The sequence below is a fragment of the Hymenobacter sp. HD11105 genome (genome assembly GCF_054051685.1).
The window spans coordinates 694,040-713,963 of record NZ_JBSWBR010000002.1; the positions used below are offsets into that span (position 1 = coordinate 694,040).

At 55.0% G+C, this 19,924-nt stretch carries 17 protein-coding genes; 4 read left to right on the forward strand and 13 right to left on the reverse strand.

Going from position 1 to position 19,924, the window contains the following annotated elements; translation table 11 throughout:
• Positions 1-25 precede the first annotated feature (25 nt).
• The 11 genes from groES to ACW9KT_RS09215 form a co-directional block, all read right to left on the reverse strand.
• A complete protein-coding gene (gene groES, locus ACW9KT_RS09165) occupies positions 26-316 on the reverse strand; it encodes a co-chaperone GroES (protein ID WP_457079554.1) in 291 nt (96 codons plus the stop codon).
• A 258-nt stretch (positions 317-574) separates the two neighbouring features.
• On the reverse strand, positions 575-1,015 hold the full coding sequence (gene secG, locus ACW9KT_RS09170; protein WP_457079556.1) for a preprotein translocase subunit SecG: 441 nt from the start codon (positions 1,013-1,015) through the stop codon (positions 575-577).
• Positions 1,016-2,536, reverse strand: coding sequence for a hypothetical protein (locus ACW9KT_RS09175; RefSeq protein WP_457079558.1), 1,521 nt, complete (start codon positions 2,534-2,536; stop codon positions 1,016-1,018). It lies immediately after the preceding gene.
• 173 nt (positions 2,537-2,709) lie between these two features.
• Complete coding sequence (locus ACW9KT_RS09180; RefSeq protein WP_457079560.1) at positions 2,710-3,243, reverse strand: LptE family protein; 534 nt, start codon at positions 3,241-3,243, stop codon at positions 2,710-2,712.
• Positions 3,224-4,555: a sigma-54 interaction domain-containing protein gene (locus ACW9KT_RS09185; RefSeq protein WP_457080181.1), complete on the reverse strand. Its 1,332-nt coding sequence runs from the start codon at positions 4,553-4,555 to the stop codon at positions 3,224-3,226. Before ACW9KT_RS09185 ends, ACW9KT_RS09180 begins: the two co-directional genes overlap by 20 nt.
• A gap of 94 nt (positions 4,556-4,649) precedes the next feature.
• A complete protein-coding gene (gene miaB / locus ACW9KT_RS09190; RefSeq protein WP_457079562.1) occupies positions 4,650-6,098 on the reverse strand; it encodes a tRNA (N6-isopentenyl adenosine(37)-C2)-methylthiotransferase MiaB in 1,449 nt (482 codons plus the stop codon).
• Positions 6,099-6,248: 150 nt separating this feature from the next.
• Positions 6,249-7,523, reverse strand: a complete 1,275-nt coding sequence (locus ACW9KT_RS09195) for an anthranilate synthase component I family protein (protein ID WP_457079564.1) — start codon at positions 7,521-7,523, stop codon at positions 6,249-6,251.
• A gap of 34 nt (positions 7,524-7,557) precedes the next feature.
• Complete coding sequence (locus ACW9KT_RS09200) at positions 7,558-8,955, reverse strand: tetratricopeptide repeat protein (RefSeq protein ID WP_457079566.1); 1,398 nt, start codon at positions 8,953-8,955, stop codon at positions 7,558-7,560.
• Positions 8,956-9,168: 213 nt separating this feature from the next.
• Positions 9,169-9,918, reverse strand: coding sequence for a zinc ribbon domain-containing protein (locus tag ACW9KT_RS09205; protein WP_457079568.1), 750 nt, complete (start codon positions 9,916-9,918; stop codon positions 9,169-9,171).
• On the reverse strand, positions 9,908-11,008 hold the full coding sequence (locus ACW9KT_RS09210) for a Nif3-like dinuclear metal center hexameric protein (protein WP_457079570.1): 1,101 nt from the start codon (positions 11,006-11,008) through the stop codon (positions 9,908-9,910). The genes ACW9KT_RS09205 and ACW9KT_RS09210 overlap by 11 nt, the downstream gene beginning before the upstream one ends.
• Positions 11,009-11,124: 116 nt before the next feature.
• Complete coding sequence (locus tag ACW9KT_RS09215) at positions 11,125-11,802, reverse strand: uracil-DNA glycosylase family protein (RefSeq protein WP_457079572.1); 678 nt, start codon at positions 11,800-11,802, stop codon at positions 11,125-11,127.
• 106 nt (positions 11,803-11,908) lie between these two features.
• Between ACW9KT_RS09215 and lpxK the strand changes: the two genes are divergently transcribed.
• The 3 genes from lpxK (at position 11,909) to miaE (ending at position 15,648) form a co-directional block, all read left to right on the forward strand.
• Positions 11,909-12,964, forward strand: coding sequence for a tetraacyldisaccharide 4'-kinase (lpxK, locus tag ACW9KT_RS09220; RefSeq protein WP_457079574.1), 1,056 nt, complete (start codon positions 11,909-11,911; stop codon positions 12,962-12,964).
• Positions 12,965-12,977: 13 nt separating this feature from the next.
• Positions 12,978-14,963, forward strand: coding sequence for a putative porin (locus ACW9KT_RS09225; protein ID WP_457079576.1), 1,986 nt, complete (start codon positions 12,978-12,980; stop codon positions 14,961-14,963).
• 76 nt (positions 14,964-15,039) lie between these two features.
• On the forward strand, positions 15,040-15,648 hold the full coding sequence (gene miaE, locus ACW9KT_RS09230; RefSeq protein ID WP_457079578.1) for a tRNA isopentenyl-2-thiomethyl-A-37 hydroxylase MiaE: 609 nt from the start codon (positions 15,040-15,042) through the stop codon (positions 15,646-15,648).
• A 144-nt stretch (positions 15,649-15,792) separates the two neighbouring features.
• Here the strand turns inward: miaE and ACW9KT_RS09235 are convergent, their stop codons facing one another.
• Positions 15,793-17,658, reverse strand: coding sequence for a glycoside hydrolase family 2 protein (locus ACW9KT_RS09235; protein ID WP_457079580.1), 1,866 nt, complete (start codon positions 17,656-17,658; stop codon positions 15,793-15,795).
• Positions 17,659-18,006: 348 nt separating this feature from the next.
• Between ACW9KT_RS09235 and ACW9KT_RS09240 the strand changes: the two genes are divergently transcribed.
• The gene (locus ACW9KT_RS09240) at positions 18,007-18,504 is read left to right on the forward strand and encodes a hypothetical protein (RefSeq protein ID WP_457079582.1); all 498 of its coding nucleotides are present in this window, start codon (positions 18,007-18,009) and stop codon (positions 18,502-18,504) included.
• 133 nt (positions 18,505-18,637) lie between these two features.
• Here the strand turns inward: ACW9KT_RS09240 and ACW9KT_RS09245 are convergent, their stop codons facing one another.
• Complete coding sequence (locus ACW9KT_RS09245; RefSeq protein ID WP_457079584.1) at positions 18,638-19,915, reverse strand: asparagine synthetase B; 1,278 nt, start codon at positions 19,913-19,915, stop codon at positions 18,638-18,640.
• Between the last annotated feature and the right edge of the window lie 9 nt (positions 19,916-19,924).

A 19,924-nucleotide genomic window follows, 5' to 3' on the forward strand; every position in this document is an offset into this window, starting at 1 on the left:
GTAATTCAGGAAAAGAAAGGAAACCCTACAGAACGGCGAAAATATCAGACTCGCGCATGATCAGGTAATCCTGCCCATCAACGGTGATTTCAGTGCCGGCGTACTTACCGTAGAGCACTTGGTCGCCCACTTTTACCTGGGGAGCGATGAGGGTACCACTGTCGGCTACTTTGCCTTCGCCTATGGCCACTACTTCGCCGCGCTGGGGCTTTTCCTTGGCCGTATCGGGAATGATGATGCCCGACTTGGTTTTTTCCTCGGCGGCGGCTGGCGCGATAATCACGCGGTCGGCCAGCGGTTTCATGCTAAGTGACATATTGTACGTTTTGGTTGAAAGATGTTGAGTGAATAAACCCGTGCGCCGTTCCCGACACTTCTTGTGCCAGCCCACCCAAACCTGACATAATGGTCATGAAAGTGAACTTTTTTCAAGCTCTTTGCTATCCAATGGCTGCCAAACGTGTCAGGTCTGGCCGGACCTGACACGTTTGACAAACCACATAAAAAAGCCGGTGGCTCCCTGAAATGGGAACCACCGGCTATAGTTTCTGTCGCTCGCCACGAGGCGAAAGGTTTACTCGTTGGGAGTAGAGGCCGGCGTAGGCTGCTGAGTTTGTGGTGTTGTCTCTTGAGCGGGAGCCGATGCTGCCCGCTCATTAGGAGTGGCCGTGCCGGAAGCTGCTGGAGCGGTAGCACTAGGAGCGGCGCCAGGAATAGCTGGGGCAGTAGGTAGCTGAGTTTCGAGGGCACGCTGCTGGTTGATGCTGCGGGCCGGACCGGAGTTGTCGTTACCATTGAGTACATGAGTACCCAGCGTCAGTACCATCAAGCCTAGAGCAAAACCCCAAGTCAGACGCTCCAACAAATCACCAGTCCGCTTCACACCCATTAGGTTGGCCGCGCCGCCAGCACCAAACTGGTTCGACAGCCCACCGCCTTTCGGATTCTGGGCCAATACAACCAGGGCCAGAAGCAAGCAAACAAAAATAATCAGGGCAATGAGGGCAATATACATCTACTCGAAGGTTTGCAATTGTTGAATTTGGTCGGCAAAATACGCCTTTTTTTCCGGGTGGCGCACCATAAGCCGTTCATATATTTCAATAGCCTTAGTGATTTTGCCCTGCCGAGCCAAGATGCGGGCCAGACTTTCCGAGGCCAAACTGGGCTCAGCTACCGTACTGCGCACCGACAGATCGGCTTGGGCTTCGGTGGTTGGCGGCAGGGGCAAAGGGGCTCTAAACCGAGGCTTACTACGCAAAAACTTGTCAATCAGGTCAATGCTTTTTGGAATTGGCGGCGGCGCGGGTTGGTGCTGCTTCAGGTGCTGAAGCAGCAACGCATCAGGCTCGAAAAATGCGCTGGGGGGCAAATCTAGGGTATATTCGTCCTGAGCTTGCAGGCAAAAACCCAAGCGACTACCCAGACCGGGCGCGTAACCTACTTCCTCATCGGCCCAGAAAGATGGGATAACTACAGTTGATTTAGACGGCGCTTTCTCAACGTCGAATAGATTGTAGCTTGGAATAGCAACAGGCAAGGGCTGCGTTAAGCCAAACTCAAACCGCGAAGAGCCTGCTTCCACTGGCGGTCGAATGGGCGGCGCGACCGGTAATAACTCTACCTCTGCCGATAGAGAAGTGACCTCCGGCTCATTGAAAGCGGGAGGAGCATCCGAATCGGGGATTGCCTCGGTAGCCTCATTCCTCGGATACTCTATAGCCGCCTCATCTGCGGCTTCGGATACAAGTGCCGCCTCTGATTGCTCTTCTGTCGTGGCGTCTGTGTCAGCCGAAATAGTGACCTCAGGAGCTTGTGCTTCACTTCCTTCTATTATGCTCTCCTCTACTTCAATAGTAGTTGCTGACTCCTCCGGAGCCGGTTCTTCTACCAGAGTAGTATTAGTTTCGGTCGTAGAAGAGATTTCCTCAGCAAAAGTTACTTCTGAGTCCGGTTGGGGCGTATTTTTGGCCTCGTTATGCGGTTCCGGTCTTTCCTCCTCTGCTGTAGCTGTTACAACTGTCGGTTCTGGCTCTGTTACCTTCAGCATTGGGCTAGGGGGCACTTCTGGGGAGGCAAGCTCGGCGGCAGGCACGAGTGTATCTAATGTTTGGCCATATAGCAATTCCAGCTCAGATCCCGTGCTAGCGGGCGCGTCCTCCGCTTCTACTAGTTCGGCCTCTTCTATCGCCTCACTTATTGCCATGGCTGGCGCGAGCTGGGGAGCAATTTCGAGCAAAACGGGAGCTGTAGCCACGCGCGTTGCGTCAGCCGCGGCGGCTAGTTGCGCAGGCGGTAGCGGAGCCGGTAGCTCAATGAGAGTCCGCAGACGCTGCCGGTCCACGGCATAGGTGGCGGCGCGGCGTAAGCGCTGGGCAGCCAGCATACTACCGCGGTCATGGGCGGCCTTAGCCAGCAGCAAATGAGCCGTTTGACAGTAAGGGAAAGCAGCAGCCAACTGCTCCAACTCCTGAACTTCCGTCTCCGAAATACCCCCCAAGTTGTCCAGAATATGCAGCAGAGAGGCGCGGGTCATTGGTTTTAGGTGCTTGTTACTGATTTTGTGATTTAGTCAGCTCAAAGTTGAATGCTTATACCAGACGGATCTAGAGTGAGCGCTGGGTCAAACTTTTTGAGCCGACAACAATACGGTAATTTATCCACTAAACAGCCGAGTTTGGCCTAGCCCACTGTCCAAGTTCGTAGAAACTACCAGTTAGCCACCGACTTATTGAAAATGTCGGTAATGATATTGTTGGTGATTACCCGAACCCGCGGATCGTTGTTGATGGTCGAAATATCCGTGGTGGCGGAGAAGTTGTCGCTACTCTGAAAAGTCTGCTCCAAATCCTGCAACGGGTCTTTGGTATTCACAAACCGGACCTGCACCTGAATGGTCAGCCGGTTCTGACCGGCCTGGTCCACATTGCCTTCGCGCTGAATTGCCGCCGGCGCAAAGTCATACGCCGTAATGGCTCCCTCAAACTGCAAGTCGCCGTCGCGAGGCACGAGCTTGAGCGTAGTATTGCGCTGAAAATAGTCCTTGAAATCCTCCGTAAAGCGTTGAGAGAGAGAGGAAGGACCGTTGCTGGCGTTGTTCTGAAACGTAGCGATAGAAATAGTCTTTACTGCCGGGTCGATGTTGGTGCCCGTGAAAGAATACACACTGCAACTAGCCAGCAAAAACATTAAAACGCCCCCCAGCAGCCAACTGCTCCGGCGATTAAAGTTGCTCCAGGTCATACTGCTTGAGTTTACGGTATAAAGTGCGCTCCGAAATGCCCAGATCGTGTGCCGCATATTTGCGCTTGTTGTGGTGCTTTTTGAGCGCTTTCATGATCATTTCCTTCTCCTTGGCTTCTAGCGACAAGGTTTCTTCCTCCGTTTCGTGCGGAATGTCCTCTACACGTTGGGCCTCGTCGTCATAGTTAACCTCGTCACCTCCATCGTTCAAGTCATTAACGGGACGCGGCGTAATAAAGTACTCCCCAGGAGCATCCGGTGCGGCCGGCCGATTCAAGCGGCCGCCTTCGTAGGAAGGAGCTACATTTAAATTGTTGAACAAGTGACTGTTTTGACGCAACAGTTCCTGCGCTTCGGCTGGTCGCTGACCAGCCGCTAGGTCTAGTACCAACTTTTTCAAGTCGGTCATGTCACGCCGCATGTCGAAAAGCACTTTGTAAAGCAGGTCGCGCTCGGAGTATGTATTTGCTGAGCCGTCGGAGCCGGCGGCGCTGAGAAGCATGGGCAAGCGGCTGCTTTGGTCGGCGGGCAGATACTGGCGCAGGCGGGCCGCATCTAACTCGCGCTCCATCTCTAGCACCGACATTTGCTCGGCGATATTCTTTAGCTGACGAATGTTGCCAGGAAAACGAAAGCGCTGCAACTCGGCCACCGCATCGGGCGTGAGACTGATTGGCTTAACACGGTAACGCTCGGCAAAGTCAGTAGCAAACTTTCTGAATAGTAGATAAATATCATCGCCGCGTTCACGCAACGGTGGAACTGTAATGGGCACCGTATTGAGGCGGTAATACAGATCCTCACGGAATCGCCCTTCACGCACAGCGTCGAGCAGATTCACATTGCTGGCCGCCACTACGCGCACATCTGTCTTCTGCACTTTGCTGGCGCCCACCCGGATAAACTCACCGTTTTCGAGTACGCGCAGCAGCCGCGCCTGCGTACCTAGCGGCATCTCCCCGATTTCATCTAGGAACATGGTGCCTCCGTTGGTTACTTCAAAGTAACCTTTGCGCGCTTCGTTTGCACCCGTGAATGAGCCCTTCTCGTGCCCAAACAACTCGGAGTCAATGGTTCCTTCGGGAATGGCGCCGCAGTTAATGGCAATAAACTGTCCGTGCTTACGGGGCGACAGGGCGTGGATAATCTTGGAAAAGGATTCCTTACCCGAGCCACTTTCACCCGAAATCAGCACGGTCATATCAGTAGGTGCCACTTGGGCAGCCACCTGAATAGCGTAGTTCAGCGCCGGCGCATTGCCAATAATGCCGAAGCGTTGTTTGATAGATTGTATTTCGCTGGGAGTCAAAATCAGTAGATAGGTTTTCGTTGAAAAGACGAAAAGCGGCAGTATTTATTTTAAATCCGAAAAAGCTTCTTCTCTAAAAAGAGAGCCGATTCGCGCTTTAAACTGCTTTGCCGAAGAGCGTGCTGGCCGTGCAGTCGTGCACTAGCACATTTACGTAATCGCCTTTCTGAAAACCTTCTTTCGGGAAAATAACAACCTTGTTTTGATCGTTGCGCCCGCTCAGGAACTCATCGGAGCGTTTGGAGAAATTCTCAACCAGCACTTTGTGTACCTGCCCGATGGCGCGTTGGTTGCGGATGAGATTGTGCTTTTGTTGCACAGCAATGACCTCGGCCAAGCGGCGCTTTTTTACTTCCAACGGCACATCATCTTCCAACTTGCGCGCGGCCAGCGTGCCAGGGCGCTCCGAATAGAAGAACATATAGGCCATGTCGTACTGTACCTGCTCCATTAGGCTCAGCGTATCTTGGTGTTCTTCCTCGGTTTCAGAGCAGAAACCCGAAATCATGTCGGTGCTGATGGCGCAGTCGTCGCCTAAAATACGGCGAATGGCCTGCACCCGATCCTCATACCAAGGACGATCGTAGGTGCGGTTCATCAGCTTGAGTACTCGAGAATTACCACTTTGAGCGGGCAAGTGAATGTAATTGCAGATGTTGTCGTACCGCGCCATGGTGTGCAACACCTCGTCCGTAATATCCTTGGGATGAGAGGTAGAGAAGCGCACCCGCAACTCGGGGCTAAGCAGGGCTACTTGCTCCAACAGCTGCGCAAAATTCACTTGCTCCTGCCCATCATCGGATGCCCATTTGTAGCTGTCTACGTTTTGCCCTAGCAAGGTAACTTCCTTGTAGCCAGCAGCTATTAGGTCGCGGCACTCCTGCACGATGCTGTGGGCATCGCGGCTACGCTCGCGGCCCCGGGTGAAGGGAACCACACAGAAGGAGCACATATTATCGCAGCCCCGCATGATGCTCACAAAGGCGGATACGCCATTTGAGTTCAAGCGCACTGGCGTGATGTCGGCGTAGGTTTCCTCCCGGGAGAGCAATACGTTCACCGCTTTTTGCCCCCCATCCACTTCCTGAATCAGGCGGGGAAGGTCGCGGTAGGCATCGGGGCCCACTACTAAGTCTACAATTTTCTCTTCCTCTAAGAACTTGGTTTTCAGGCGCTCAGCCATGCAGCCCAGTACGCCAACCAATAGGCCCGGATTCCGCTTTTTGTGGCCGTTGATTTGAGAAAGTCGCATCCGTACCGTCTGTTCAGCCTTTTCGCGAATAGAGCAGGTGTTGAGTAGCACTAAGTCGGCACCTTCTAGCTGCTCCGTTGTGTCAAATCCTTCCTCAAAAAGGATAGAAGACACGATTTCGGAGTCGGAGAAATTCATCTGGCAACCGTAGCTCTCTATGTAGAGCTTGCGCTGCCGGCCCGTACGCGTAGCGGCGCTTACGCGCACCTCGCCACTGGGGGTATGTGCGTGGTCAGTAGTGGTTACTGGAGCCGGAGTATCTAGAAAGTCGAGAGTAAGAATGGGCTGCGACATAGCGGTCAAACACGAATAAGGAGGGCAAAGGTAAGTTTTTTAGGCTTAAAATGACAGAATGGCAGAGCTTGTTGTTTGCTAGCTCCGTTCATTTTTTGGTGCCTGATTATGTCTGCAACTGATAGTACAGATAGTAAAAGGAGCGAGAGTCTACGATATACTGGCCCCCAACACCCCTAGCAGCGCTTTTGCCTTCAGTAAGCACTCATTGTATTCCTGCTCCGGTACCGAGTCGTAGGTGATAGCCGAGCCGACCTGAAATGAGAGGTAACCCGTAGCGGCATTGTACTGCAAGCTGCGGATGACCACGTTAAAATCGAAGTCGCCGGAGGGCCAAATGACTCCCAAACTGCCGCTGTACAAACCGCGGCGGCTATGCTCGTAGTGTTCAATGAGTTGCATAGCCCTGATTTTGGGGGCGCCCGTCATGGAACCCATTGGAAAGGCCGCTCGAAGTACATCAACCAAGTCACAGTCGGAGCGGCGCTTGGCTTGCACCGATGATATCATTTGCCACACGTGGCGGAAGCCATATAAGCCGAATAGCTCGAGAACGTGCACCGAGCCCGTGAGGGCCACTCGGGCGAGGTCATTGCGCACTAAGTCCACAATCATCAGATTCTCAGCTTGCTCCTTTTCGTCGTGGCGTAGCTGCTGGCGTAGCTGTTCATCTTCGGTGGGCGTAGCGCCGCGACGAATAGTGCCTTTGATCGGCTGGGAAAGCAAAATATCGCCTTGCTGGCGCAAAAACCGCTCGGGTGACGCACAAAGCAAGTACCGATCTTGCCACTTATAGAATCCCGCGAAGGGTGTAGGAGAAGCAGTGTTGAGGTTGAGGAAAGTGCCAATCGGCTCTATTGCAACCTGTTCGGCGTAAAATTCTTGGCAAAGATTTAATTCGTAGACTTCCCCATTCAAAATATCTTCCTGAATAGCTGCTACCGCCGTCAGGTACTCGGTCTTCGGCATCCGAGCCTGCATTTCGGGCACCAAAGATGCCACTGGTTCCGGGACGATGGTGGCTAGGATTTCCTCTAAAATGCCCTCCACACCGTGAATCTCTAGGCTATCTGCTTGCCAGGTGAGCCAGAATTCGGGCTCAAAAAAATGAAGACTTGGAAAGGATAAACCGTCGAAATGATGGCTGTTGAGCGCTTCTATCTCATTCTTCAGTTCATAGCTCAGAATTCCGCAGCGAGGCGCGCGGGTAGGCAGTTGAAGCCAGGCCCGCAGCTCCGTCAGCGATGTAGGTGCCACGGCTAGAGTATTACGCACCGCTAGAAGACGCGAAAATGCCCCCTGAGGATAGGCAAGGTCATTGGGCTCGTAGTAGGCGCAGTACTGGAAACGGCTAGCCCAGTACAAGGCCTTAGCCCGGAACTCGGCGGGCGTAATTGGTAAACTGGAGAGCGGAATGATTGACACGCTACGAAGGTAGGACCCAAGGCAGTGTTTTACCCTACTTAAGCTCAGCCAGCGCCACTTTTGCCTTCATATCCGTGCTGTTTTTGTACTCATGCTTCGGATAATGAAGGGCCTGCTGGAAATAAGTGCGAGCAAGCTGAGTTTGACCGACTGCCTGATACAAATACCCGAGCTGCAAAGCCGCCTGGGGGGCAAAATAGTAGGGTGCCTGACCCCGCGCCAGCGCAATAGTGCGAGCGTAGTAGCGCCGGGCCGAATCCAGTTGGCCGAGCCCATGGTAAGCGCGGGCGCGACGGTAAGGCGCTTCCAATTGGTCGCGTAGCGTCGTGCGCTGGGTGCTGGTAAAGGTTTGCAGCGTTGTGAGGGCCTCTTGGTAGTAGCCGCCGTCGAGCTGGAGGCGGGCCCGCGTTAGAATAGGATTTAGAGGCGTTTTATCCTCGTAAAAACGTTGGGCGTAAGTATCCTCCTCTACTACGGTTCGTCCTCCAGCGGCAATCTGCTGGCGGTAGCGGTCGGCAGCTGTCTGTTTGCCGCCGAGCCAGGCGGCCAGATACAGCTTGAAGGCCGCTGACTTGCGGTAGTGCTGGCCGCGGTAGAGCTGCAGAAACTGCAGGTTCTCTCGCTCCGACGCCGCGTATTGACCTTGATAAAGCAGTAAGTCGGCGGCCATGTGGTGCAGGTAGGGCACGGGCAGATACGTCGGGCCGATCGGGCGGGCTCGGAAAGCAGCCAAGGCGCGGTCGGTGTGGTGCAGCTTCTTATTCTGGCTGATAACCAAGAAGGCAACCAGCAAATTGTCGGGCTGCTGGGCGGCGAGGCGCGTAACTAGTTGGGTCGTTTCGGTGCTGCGCCGGAAGTAAGTCTCCTCGATAAGAGCCAAAATAAGCTGGCTCTCCAGTTGAAAGTCGTGAGGCTGCTGAGCTGCGGCGCGTAGGTGCTTCAGGCCGCCGTCCACGCTGCCATTCAAGCCCAGCAGCCGCAAAAACCATCGGTAACCTTCGGGCAACGACCCAATAGCGAACTGCAACATCCCCAGCGACTTACGCGCTGGTAGATAGTCGGGGTAGCGCTTGACTACCGTTTGCATCTGTTGGTAGGCCTGGCGCAGATTCCAAGCACCCTGAACCTCATGCTCGAATACAACCTGAGTCACGGCCCGATGCAGACTGATTTCAGCCCGGGCGTAGTCGCGCAGGGGCGTCTGGGGGGCTTTTTCCAGTGCGCTAATGCGCTGTTCCTGCTTTTCCTGAATGGTCGAATAGCGCGTTGCATCCTGGCTGATCAGGATTTCTACCATCTCTATGCAATCAGCAACGAGCAGGGTGCCAGGGCTAGCTGGGTTTTCGGTGCGGAGTAAGGCGCGGGCAGCGGGTACGCGCAGCTTTAGCAGTTCAGCATAAGCGTGGGCCTGATTAGGTGTCAGAGCGGCCATGGGGGGCTTTTGCGCGGCCAACAATTTCAGCGGGGAAGCGCTAAGGCAGGCACAGAGATTTGCGAAGGAGAACAGACAGACCAGGAGGAGCATTCTCTGCGCTCCTCTGCGTAACCCTCTGCGTGCCTCTGCGGGAAATATCATCTGCACCATAACGAAAAAAGGAACGACACCGGGCCGTTCCTTCCTTCTAATCTAATATCTCAACTATAATTAAGCAGCCTTCAAGTCTACGTCGGCCAAAACCCGTCCGCAGTGCTCGCACACGATGATCTTCTTGTGCGAAATAATGTCGGCTTGGCGCTGGGGCGGCACGGTGTTAAAGCAGCCACCGCAAGCGTCGCGCTTTACGGTCACTACGGCCAGGCCGTTGCGCACGTTGCCGCGGATGCGGGTGTAGGCCATCAACAAGCGCTCCTCAATGGGCTTCACGGCGCCGTCACGCTCAGTCATGAGCTTCTTCTCGTCGGCTTCGCTTTCGCCTACAATGGTTTGCAGCTCGCCCTGCTTATTTGCCAAGTCCTTGCGGCGCTCGTCGAGACGCTGCTTAGTGCCGGCGATTTCGTTGTTTTTCTGCTCAATCTGATATTGAGCTTCTTTTATTTTCTTCTCGGAAATCTGAATTTCTAGACGCTGCAATTCAATTTCCTTGGCAATAGCCTCGTATTCGCGGTTGTTGCGCACGTTTTGCTGCTGCTCCTCATACTTACGAATAAGTCCTTCCGCATCTTTGGCAGCCTGCTTGCGCTGCTTGATTTGGTCGTTGAGGCCTGAAATCTCCTCGTCAAACTTGCCTACACGCACTTCGTAGCCGATAATTTCGTCCTCCAGATCACGAACTTCCTCGGGCAAGTCACCGCGTACACGACGAATTTCATCGAGCTGCGAATCAATGCGCTGCAGGTTTAATAGGGCCTCCAGCTTGTTGGCAACGGGGGTTTCCGCGGTAGGGTTAGAAGTCATAACGGACGGGGTTGGTGAGGGTCTCTGCGATTAAGACCGCAAAAGTACTCGAAAACGTTGAGGTTAGCAATTCTTGAAATAGCTCGCTGGTGAATTGTTCGCTCTCAAAATGGCCCACGTCGCAGAGCAATAGCTGGCCTTCGGGGCCGAAGAACTCATGGTATTTCAGGTCTCCGGTCACGTAGGCATCGGCGCCGGCCGCGCGAGCTTTGTTGAGGAGAAAGCTGCCGGCTCCACCGCACAAAGCCACGCGGCAAATAGGTTGGTCGAAGTCGGTGTGCTTTACCACCGGTACGCCCAGGGCCGCGCGCAGCCGCTGCCGAAACGCCGCCGGCGCCAGCGGTTCAGGCAAATCACCGATCATTCCGGCCCCTACATCCTGGTTTTCGTTTTCGAGCTTGACTATTTCATAAGCCACTTCCTCATAGGGGTGGGCTTGTTTCAAGACTCGGAGCACGCTTTTCTGCTGGTGCAGAGGCAGTAGCACTTCTACCCGCTGCTCGGGAGTAGTCTCAGGCTGGCCGGGCTGGCCCTGGAAGGGTTGAGTATCAGGGCCGGGAGTGAAGGTGCCCACGCCATCGGAGCGAAAGCTGCACTCGGAATAGTCACCGATTTGGCCCGCCCCGGCTTGGTAGAGCGCTTGCAATACAGCTTCGGTATGAGTGGGTGGGATGTACGTAATTAGCTTAGCTAAATTACCGCTGGTAGGGGCTAAAATGCGCAGATTCTGCAAACCCAATTTCTCGCCCAACTTCCGGTTTACGCCGTGTCGCACATTATCTAGGTTGGTGTGGGCAGCATAGATGGCAATATCGTTTTTCAAGGCTTTGAGCAAGATGCGCTCCACTTCAGTCGCTCCAGTCAAGCTTTTTAAGGGTCGAAAAATGACCGGATGGTGAGCCACCACCACATTACAGCCCCGTTGTAGGGCTTCGTCGAGGACGGCCGGGGTGCAGTCGAGCGCAATCAGGACGCCAGTTACTTCGGCCCGTGGGTCGCCGCACTGTAAGCCGGCATTGTCATACGATTCTTGGTAGGCGAGGGGCGCCGCCTTTTCAAGGGCGCGGGCAAGGTCAGCAACGGTGGGCATTGGAGTAGAGCAAAAACTATAAATGAGGAATAAGAGGGTAGCTAGTTACTCTAACTACCCTTGGGCTTTACAATATGTGGGCCGCTGCAAGTTGTAGCAATCATTCGATTTCTTCCTTACTGCATTACGCCAGTCAACACCTCAACGTAGCGCGCCACGTTTGCAGTCAGGTCGCGGCGCTTGTACTGCATCAGGTAGCGCGGGTGATCCAGTATATGAATGTGGTCAAACAAGCGCAATTCCTGGTTCCAGCGCGTCAGGTACTGCCCATTGCGGCGGCCAAGGCACACAACTACGTCGCGGCGCAGGCCTACTTCCTCTACCTGCCGCTGCAATGAAAGCCGGATGGCAGGATCCAGCGCTGTGGTGAGGGCAGGAGCATCGTAATAGTTGTAATTGCGCCCCTCGCGCAGCAATACATGGGGGTAGAGCGAGCCTAGGTAACAGTGCCAAAAGAAAACGGCGGGGCCACCTATAGCCTGAACCACGGCGTGCACAAACTGGCTCGAAGGCTCACGCTGCTGGGGGAGCTCATTCGGAATACCGTAGGCTGCCAGCGCCACTGGGTCGGTGAAGGCTACGCCGGTGCGGCCGTTGCCTAGCCGGCCGGGGTTGATGCCCAGCAAGCCGACACGGGGCTGATTGTCAGTGTAATACTGGGCGGCAAACTGACTGAATAAGGCCAGGGGTATTGGCTCTTGATAAGGACTGAGCGCCTGCACGTTGTCGGGGAGAGCATCGGGTAGGGGAAAGCTGGTCAGGAATTGACGCAGGCGAGTGGCAAATGTTGACATAGGAGCAGAGCAGTTGCTGTGCATACGAGAAGCAGACTAGAAACAGCAAAAGTGGCGTACTCTGCATTTCCCCGTACTTTTGCCCCCCACGCGCTTTTCTCGCCCAATGCCTCATCTGCTCACCCTGTTGTTGCTCCCCTTTGCTTGGCTGTACGCCGGAGTGATGGGCGTGCGAAACTGGCTGTATGATAAGGGTTTAAAAGCATCAACAGCTTTCACTACGCCGCTGATCAGCGTGGGTAACCTACGTGTGGGCGGCACCGGTAAAACGCCGCACGTGGCTTGGCTAGTAGCCGAGCTGCGGGCCCAGGGCGCAAAACCCGCCATTCTGAGCCGGGGCTACGGACGGCGCACTAAAGGCTACTACCTGGCTGATGCCACCGCTACCGCCGCGACCATCGGCGACGAGCCCCAGCAACAGTATCAAGCCTTTGGGGGGCAAATTCCGGTCGCGGTGGCCGAAGATCGGTGCGCAGGGCTTCGCCAACTCCTAAGCGCCCAGCCCGAGCTAACGACCATAGTGCTGGACGATGCCTACCAGCACCGGCGCGTGCGCCCCGCCCTGAGCATTCTCCTCACCGAGCAGCAGCGCCCGTTTTACACCGACTATGTGCTGCCCGCCGGTCGCCTGCGCGAAAGCCGCCGTGGGGCCCGTCGCGCCGATGCCGTGGTGGTTACGAAGTGCGCCGCGCAGTTGAGCGCTGCCCAGCGCCAAGACATCACCCGGCAGATACAGCACTACACCCGGCCAGCGGTGCCCGTGCTATTTTCGACCTATACCTACGGTGAGCCAGTGGCCGTTGGTAGCCTGAAAATGCCCCCCAGCAAGGCCATTGTCTTGCTAACGGGCATCGCTCAGCCCGAGCCGTTGCGCGCGTATCTGGCCACAAGTGGCTACCATATTGTTCGTCACGCTAACTTCGCTGATCATCATGCTTTCACAGCAACGGAGGTGGCCAGCATAGCTGCACAATTACAGCCCGGTCAGTGCGTTTTTACTACCCAAAAGGATGCTGTGCGCCTGCTGGAACCCCACTTGCAAGCCATAGTAGCAGAATTACCCATTTTTTATATTCCGATTACCGTGCAGTTTTTGGCCGATGATGCCGCCCGCCTTCGGCAATTGCTTTCTCCTTATTTTCAGCCCCAAGCTGTTGTCTGACTTTTTGCTCCCTTTGTTTTTCGCTGCGCCCCCGTCGTACCGCCCGACTCCGGCCAAGGCTTTGTTTGTTCGCCAGTTCGCTCGCTGGTTCTGTGTGCTGATTTTGCTGTTGGGGGGCATTTTGAGCTTTCATAGTGCGCACGCGCAAATCGTGGACGACACGACGAAAACCCTGTATGGCCCCAAAACTACCCTGGTCATTCGGGAGGCCGATGTGCTGCGCGACAAGCACGAAGGGCGGATGATAGACACAACCCTGGTGGGCATACAGCAGGCGCGCAACTGGTACCACGACAGCTCTTTTCAGCAGGATCTAGGCAATGGCGGTACTGCCTCGCGCCGGTTGCTGTGGGAGCCTAACACTCAGCTTGGCGCTCGCCTGGGCCGCAATGTATTCGACAAATACATGCGCAACTCGGCTACCATTCCCTACTACGACACCCGCTCGCCCTATACGTTCTTTCGCTTCGTGCAGGGCAGCACTGGTGAGCAAGTATTTGAGGTGTCCTATGCCCGCAGCATCAAGCGCAATGCCAACGTAGGCTTCGCGTACGAGCGGTTTTCTTCCAACAAGATATTCACCAATGCAGGCACGGAAGGCCTCACCCGCCACTCGGGCGTACTTTTCTTTGTGCGCTACCAGACCACCGATGATCGGTATCATTTGCTCTTCAACGTGAATACTGGCCGCCATCAAGCCGTGGAGCAAGGCGGTATTCGACCTCAGCCTGCCGATATTGGAGAAAATAACGTGGTGAGAACAAGGAATCTGTTTGACTACGGCGAGGAGCAGGTGTGGCTTACCGGGGCCCGCAACTTCGATAAGCGGGACCGTATCCATCTGGCCCAGACGTATCGTTTGCTAGGACGTGGACTCACGGCTTTTCATGTGTTGGACATCAGCCGCCAAACTAACCGCTACAACGACATCACAATTCCCCGGGGCGACGCGGCCCCGCTGTACTATCCCCGCACCACGCTAAGTCCTACCATCACAAACGACTCAGTGCGGTTTACGCAGGTAGAAAACTCCGTAGGCGTACTGGGTGCCACCAAGCTGGTAGAATATCGGCTTTATGGCCGGCACCGCCTAGCTACCTTAGACGCGGGCAGTTTGATTGACCCTAGCGTTACCATTGGAAACCTGCCAGATCGTACCTACAACCAGATTTTTCTGGGGGGCAATGCTGCGTTTCGCTACCGCATATTTGGAGTGGAAGCGGCCGGAGAAGTCAAAATCCCTGATATCACGAAGCCAGGTCCCGCACGTGGCGTAATTGAATACTGGGGACGGGCCGCTGCTCGCACCGGGCCCATCACGGCCGAGCTTTATAGTGCTACCTATTCTCCCACGCTCACCGAGCGCGAGTTCCGAGGCAATCATTATGAGTGGAATAACTACGGCTTTGATAACACCTTCGTCAACCAGCTCTCGGGCCGCCTCGATCAAACCCTGGGCCGGCAGCGCTTTCAGGCATCCGTCGCCGTCGCGAATATTTCCAACCTGGTGTACTATAATCAACGGGCCGAGCCGGCTCAGCTTTCCGATCAGCTCCAGCTGGTAATTGTAGGCGTGCGCCACCGCTTCCAAATAGGCAATTTCTTCGCCGACAACCAGGCCACCTATACGCTGGGCGGCGACCAGGAAGGGCTGCGCATCCCGGCCATTGTGGCTGACGCAAAGATTTACTACCAGGGCTATATTTTTAAGAAGGCGTTGTTTGGTCAAATTGGCTCGGAGCTGTACTACCAGTCGCGCTTCCGAGCCTACGACTACAGCCCCAGCACCCAGCAGTTTTTTGTGCAAGACCACTTCACTATTCGCCGGTATTCCCTGCTCGATGCTTTCGTGAACGTGGATATCCGCACAGTGTCCGTGTTCCTGAAAATGGCTTACCTCAATCAGGGCCTGCACCGCAATGGCTACTTCACTACCCCTTACTATACTAGCTTGCCCAGGCGATTCGAAGTAGGGTTGAAGTGGCAGTTTTTTGACTAGAAATATTCAGCTAAATCATTGAAGGCGTATGTCATACGGAGCATTCTGCGCATGACGTTCTTTCAATAATCATCCCATGGAACAAGAGCCTAAAGAAAAAACCATCCTCAAACTCAAGCTGAATACCGACCCGCGCTGGGTGGATATTGCTAGCAAGAACATCGAGGATATTCTCGTTGACCATGCGTACTGCGAGCAAAAAGCGGCCAGTACGGGCATTAGCCTGATCGTGAAGTACCCCGAAAAAACACGGCTGGTTGATGAACTTACGGAGCTAGTTGCCGAGGAGTGGGCCCACTTCGAGCGGGTGCTGCACGAGCTGCGCAAGCGGGGCCACGCTCTGGGGCGGCCACGCCGCGATGAGTACGTGGTGCAGCTCATGGCCCACGTGCGCAAAGGCGGCCCGCGCGAGCGGCAGCTGATGGATCAGCTACTGGTAAGCGCGCTGATTGAAGCCCGTAGCTGCGAGCGGTTTAAGCTCCTATGGAAGCACATTCCCGATCCCGACTTGTCGAAATTCTACTACGAGCTGATGGTATCGGAAGCGGGCCATTTCGTGAGCTACGTGGAGCTGGCTAAGGAGTATTGCGACAAGCAAGAGGTAGACACCCGCTTGCAGGAGTTGCTCAAAATAGAAGGTGATATCGTAACCAACCTGCCCGTGCGCGACGACCGGATGCACTAAGCGCTCTAGCAACGAAGCATCGCCCCACGCTGATCCAGGCTTGGGACCTGACTCAAATATTAAAAAGCGCCTCGGTTATACCAGAAAAAGCCCCCCAGCCGTAACATATACGGTTGGGGGGCTTTTTTAAGCGTCGATTAAAGACTAGTCGGCCACCTTGGGATTCACCGGAACCTCGACTGATTGGGAAGAAAGCAAGCCCGCCGGCACCGACAGCTCGCCCGTGTGCGCATCGATGAGGCCATTGCGCTCGTCCTCAATGTTGGTGGCCTGAGTGTACACATCACCGGCGATGGGGCGGGCGCGCAGCTCTCGTTTGAAGTCGCTGATGCGCTCGGTCCGCTCGGCGGCATCCTTGGGACCGCCATAGTCAGGGAAGCCGAAGCCGCCCCACTCGCTGACCACCAACGGCACTTGCCGCCGGTAGAAGAACGGGTCGCCCACCACGAGGGGAAAGGCCGCTGTGCCTTCCATTTCGCCCCCCACCAGACGGTCGAGCAGTTCCTGCCAGCGCGCGAGGTCGGGGGTATAAAGGTGGGCTGTCAGCAGGTCTGACTTCAGGCGGCCCGTGTGGGAAATGTGATGCCAGCCGTCATTGTCCACTACCAGAAACTGCGGGTGGGCAATTTGCATGTAGTGGTACATGTCCACGATATACCGTTGAGTATCAGGGTTGGTGGCAATGTCCTGGGCGCCCCAATCTTCGTTGTACAGACTCCAAATGACCACCGATGGGTGCGTTTCGATAAGCGCTACCATACGCAGCAGTTCGGCTTGGTGGTTCTGGCGGCTGCGCGGCGTAGAGCTGTGCGGACTTGGCACTTCTACCCACAGAAGCAATCCCAGCTCGTCGGCTAGGTTGTAAATGCGCGGATCAACCCCCGCAATATGTACGCGCACTAGGTTGCAGCCCAGCTCCTTCATGGCGTACATATGGCGCTTCATCTCCTCGTAAGTAGCCGTGCCCGGCTGATACAGAATGCCGTCGAGGTAGATTGATTCATTGTTGAGGTACACGTACCGCCCCCGCGACTCAATCTTGCGCAGGCCAAAGTGCGACTCAATTTGGGCTACATAATCTTCGCTATCAATAAGTTGTGCCACAAGGCGGTAGAGGTGGGGCGCGCCGGGCGCCCACAGCGCCGCACCGGGTAGCTCCAGCACCACTCGCTGCTGCTTTTGCCCCGCTTCCAGCCGTAGCGGAAAGTCGGATGTAGCCAGGGGGTGAGCATCCTCGTCCGCGTCGCGCTCAAACACCTGCAGACGCAGCGTGTAGCAGCCTGGGTCGTGAATACGGGTGGTGAGGTTGAAGCGCACGAGCTGGTCTTCTACCACGCTCACCACGCCTACGCGGGAGCGCAGCCGATTGCGCTCTACCACTTCCAGCCACACGCTGCGCACGGCCCCGGTGTAGGTTTGGTACCAGATACCGCCGCGCTTGTACACGTGCGATTCCTGCTTACCGCGGGGCGTTTCGGCGTCCATGGTATCGGCAATGCGCACCGTCAGGCGGTTTACTATGTGCAAGCTCTCTTCGTTGAGCTCGTAAGAAAATGACGTGTATTCGCCATAGTGCACTTCTTCTCCCTCCACCGTCCGGAGCAGGCGCCCATTGAGCCACACGCGGGTTTCGTAGCCGCAAGCCCCAAATGTGAGCTGTAGCATTGTGCGCGCCTCCGGCTCGTCTAGCTCGGGCAGGGTGAACTCGCGCTCGTACCAAGCCACGATCTTGTCGTGCCAGCCGGCGGGGTGAGACTGGCCTTTCGCCTCAGCCATGTGCTCTTCAATAGAGCCAGGCCATTGAGCCGTATGCTTGTAATCATAGCCTAGATACCAGCCGTCGCGCAGACCCGAGTCGGCGTCGTCAACGGCAAAGCGCCACTCGCCATCAAGCAGAGAATAGGAGTTGAGCCGGAGCACGGCCCGGGGCAGGGGATTCGAGACGTCTTCGGCCAGGCGGTCTTCTTCTTTGCTGGCTGAAAGGCCGTAGTTGGAATGGTTAAGATCCATACGGGCAAGGTGGTTAAGGTAGTCGGACGAAAGCGCTCAAGGCGAGTCAAGAGGTAGGGCGCAGAAAAAATGCCCCCAGCTTACCATACGGGGCAATTTGATTCTTGTATAACCTTGATTACAAAAGAACGCTTCAATAGCGCTATTCTAAGAGGTTATTGGGGGTGAAAGAACGAAGCTGCTCCTTGTAAACGTGCAAAATCAAAGTAAGTGATATAGAGGCACATTGTTTGCAATGCTGTTATTAACCAGCAACAAGGCGGAGTTTCCTTGATTTCAAGCGGTTATTTTGTAAAAATTTCACTTGGACGTAATCAGGATATCTGGATAATGTCCATATTTATGGCTATGAAAAGCTTTTTTACTCTTGTTTTCCTGTTTTGCGCTTCTTTGGCTTTTGCCCAGACAGAGGCGACACCACCTGCAACTGTGAAGCTGAACTTCTGCGGTCAAGATCTTGAGTCGCCCGAGGGATGCGTGAGCCAGAGTCCGTACCAAGTGAAGTGCGATAAATACGAGCTGACTTGGCTGTACATGGACTACGCGGTAATGCGAACGGCGCCAGAAGAATTTGCCAAGCAAATGAAGAAGGCGCACAAGAAAACGGATATGATGCCTTTTGAAGGTTTTATCCTTGGTAAACCAGCTAAAGGCTACAAGCTAAGCTATGTAACGGAAGAAGGGGGCGTGGCCTACCAGCTTATTGTGTCGGGAGTAGCCAACGGGCAGCCCGTGCTGATACAGCTCACCCTAGATATTGACCCCTACAAAAACGAAGATATTCCTGCGTTGCCCCGCCAAATTGTGCAGCTTTCTCCCGCAACTCACCTCACTACCGCCAAGTAACAGCAAGGCCGGTTCAAACCAAAAAAGCCCCCCAGATGACTTCTTAAGTCGTCTGGGGGGCTTTTTTGCTGAATGCTTAAGTAAGTGAGCACTCAAAGTTTCGGGCAAAAGACCGATGCCGAGCTGAGGCAAATCAGGTCTTTTGCTTCTTTTTTTTGGCCGCTGGAAACAGAATGTTATTTAGAATTAGGCGGTAGCCGGGCGAATTAGGATGCAGAGCTAGGTCGGTGGGCTCTTCTTCCACTAAGTGCTGATAATCTTCGGGGTCGTGGCCGCCGTAAAACGTCCAGGTGCCTTTGCCCAGGGTGCCATGCATGTAGCGCACCTCCCCCGACTGCTTGTTTTCGCCCATCACAATCACATCGGACTTCACCAGGCTTTTGCGAAAGGCCGTAGTTTGACCCATAAAGCCTTTCACAGTCTTTTCGTGGTTTTGGGTGAGCATCGTGGGCACCGGGTCATATTTCGCCGAGAAGGTGAAGAGCTGGAAATAGTCGTTGTCTTCGTACACGCCGCGCTCGTAGGGCTGCATATCAATGCTGGAATACTCGTACTGATAGGGGTCGCGCACGAGCTGAAAGTCCTTGAAAGCCAGCGTGCGATTGAAGTTGAGCTTACTCTGGGCCTGTGGATCGGCGGGGTCGCCGTCGTACATACTTTCTACCATATCCAGGCCGAGGCCAGCCAGGGCAATATCATAAGAGTCGGTGGCCGAGCACATGGCAAACAAAAAGCCCCCCCCGGCAATGAACTCCTGCATTTTGACCGTCACGGCGCCTTTCATCTGGCTTACTTTCGCGAAGCCGTTGCGCTTAGCCGCGGCTTCCGAGTCCCGCTGCTGCCGCTGATACCAAGGGCGGTTGCGGTAGGAGGCGTAAAACTTACCGTACTGGCCAGTGAAGTCTTCGTGGTGCAGGTGCAGCCAATCGTACTTAGGCAAGTCGCCACGCAGCACTTCGTCGTCATAAATCTGGGTGTAAGGAATTTCGGCATAGGCCAGTACCATCGTCACCGCGTCGTCCCAGGGCTGCTTGTCCTTGGGCGTGTACACTGCAATCTTGGGCACCTTCTCCAGCTTCATGATGTCCATGTTGGCGTCGGGATTGGCAATTTCCTGCAAAATGCTACCGTATTGGGCCGAGGAAATAACCTGAAAGCTGACGCCGCGCACGGTCAACTCGTTCTCGATGCCCGGCCCGGCGGCGCAGGAAAAAGCCCCCCCGCGGTAGTTGAGCAGCCAATCTACTTCTACCTGCTTGCTAAGCAGCCAGTAGGTAGCACCATAAGCTTTCAAATGTTCTTTCTGCGCCTTATCCATCGGAATCAGGATCTGGTTGGCCCAAGCGGCCAGCGGAGCACCGAGCCACAGGGCCACTAGCAACAGCAGAAACGAAAGGCGTTTTACAAGCATCAGATTCTT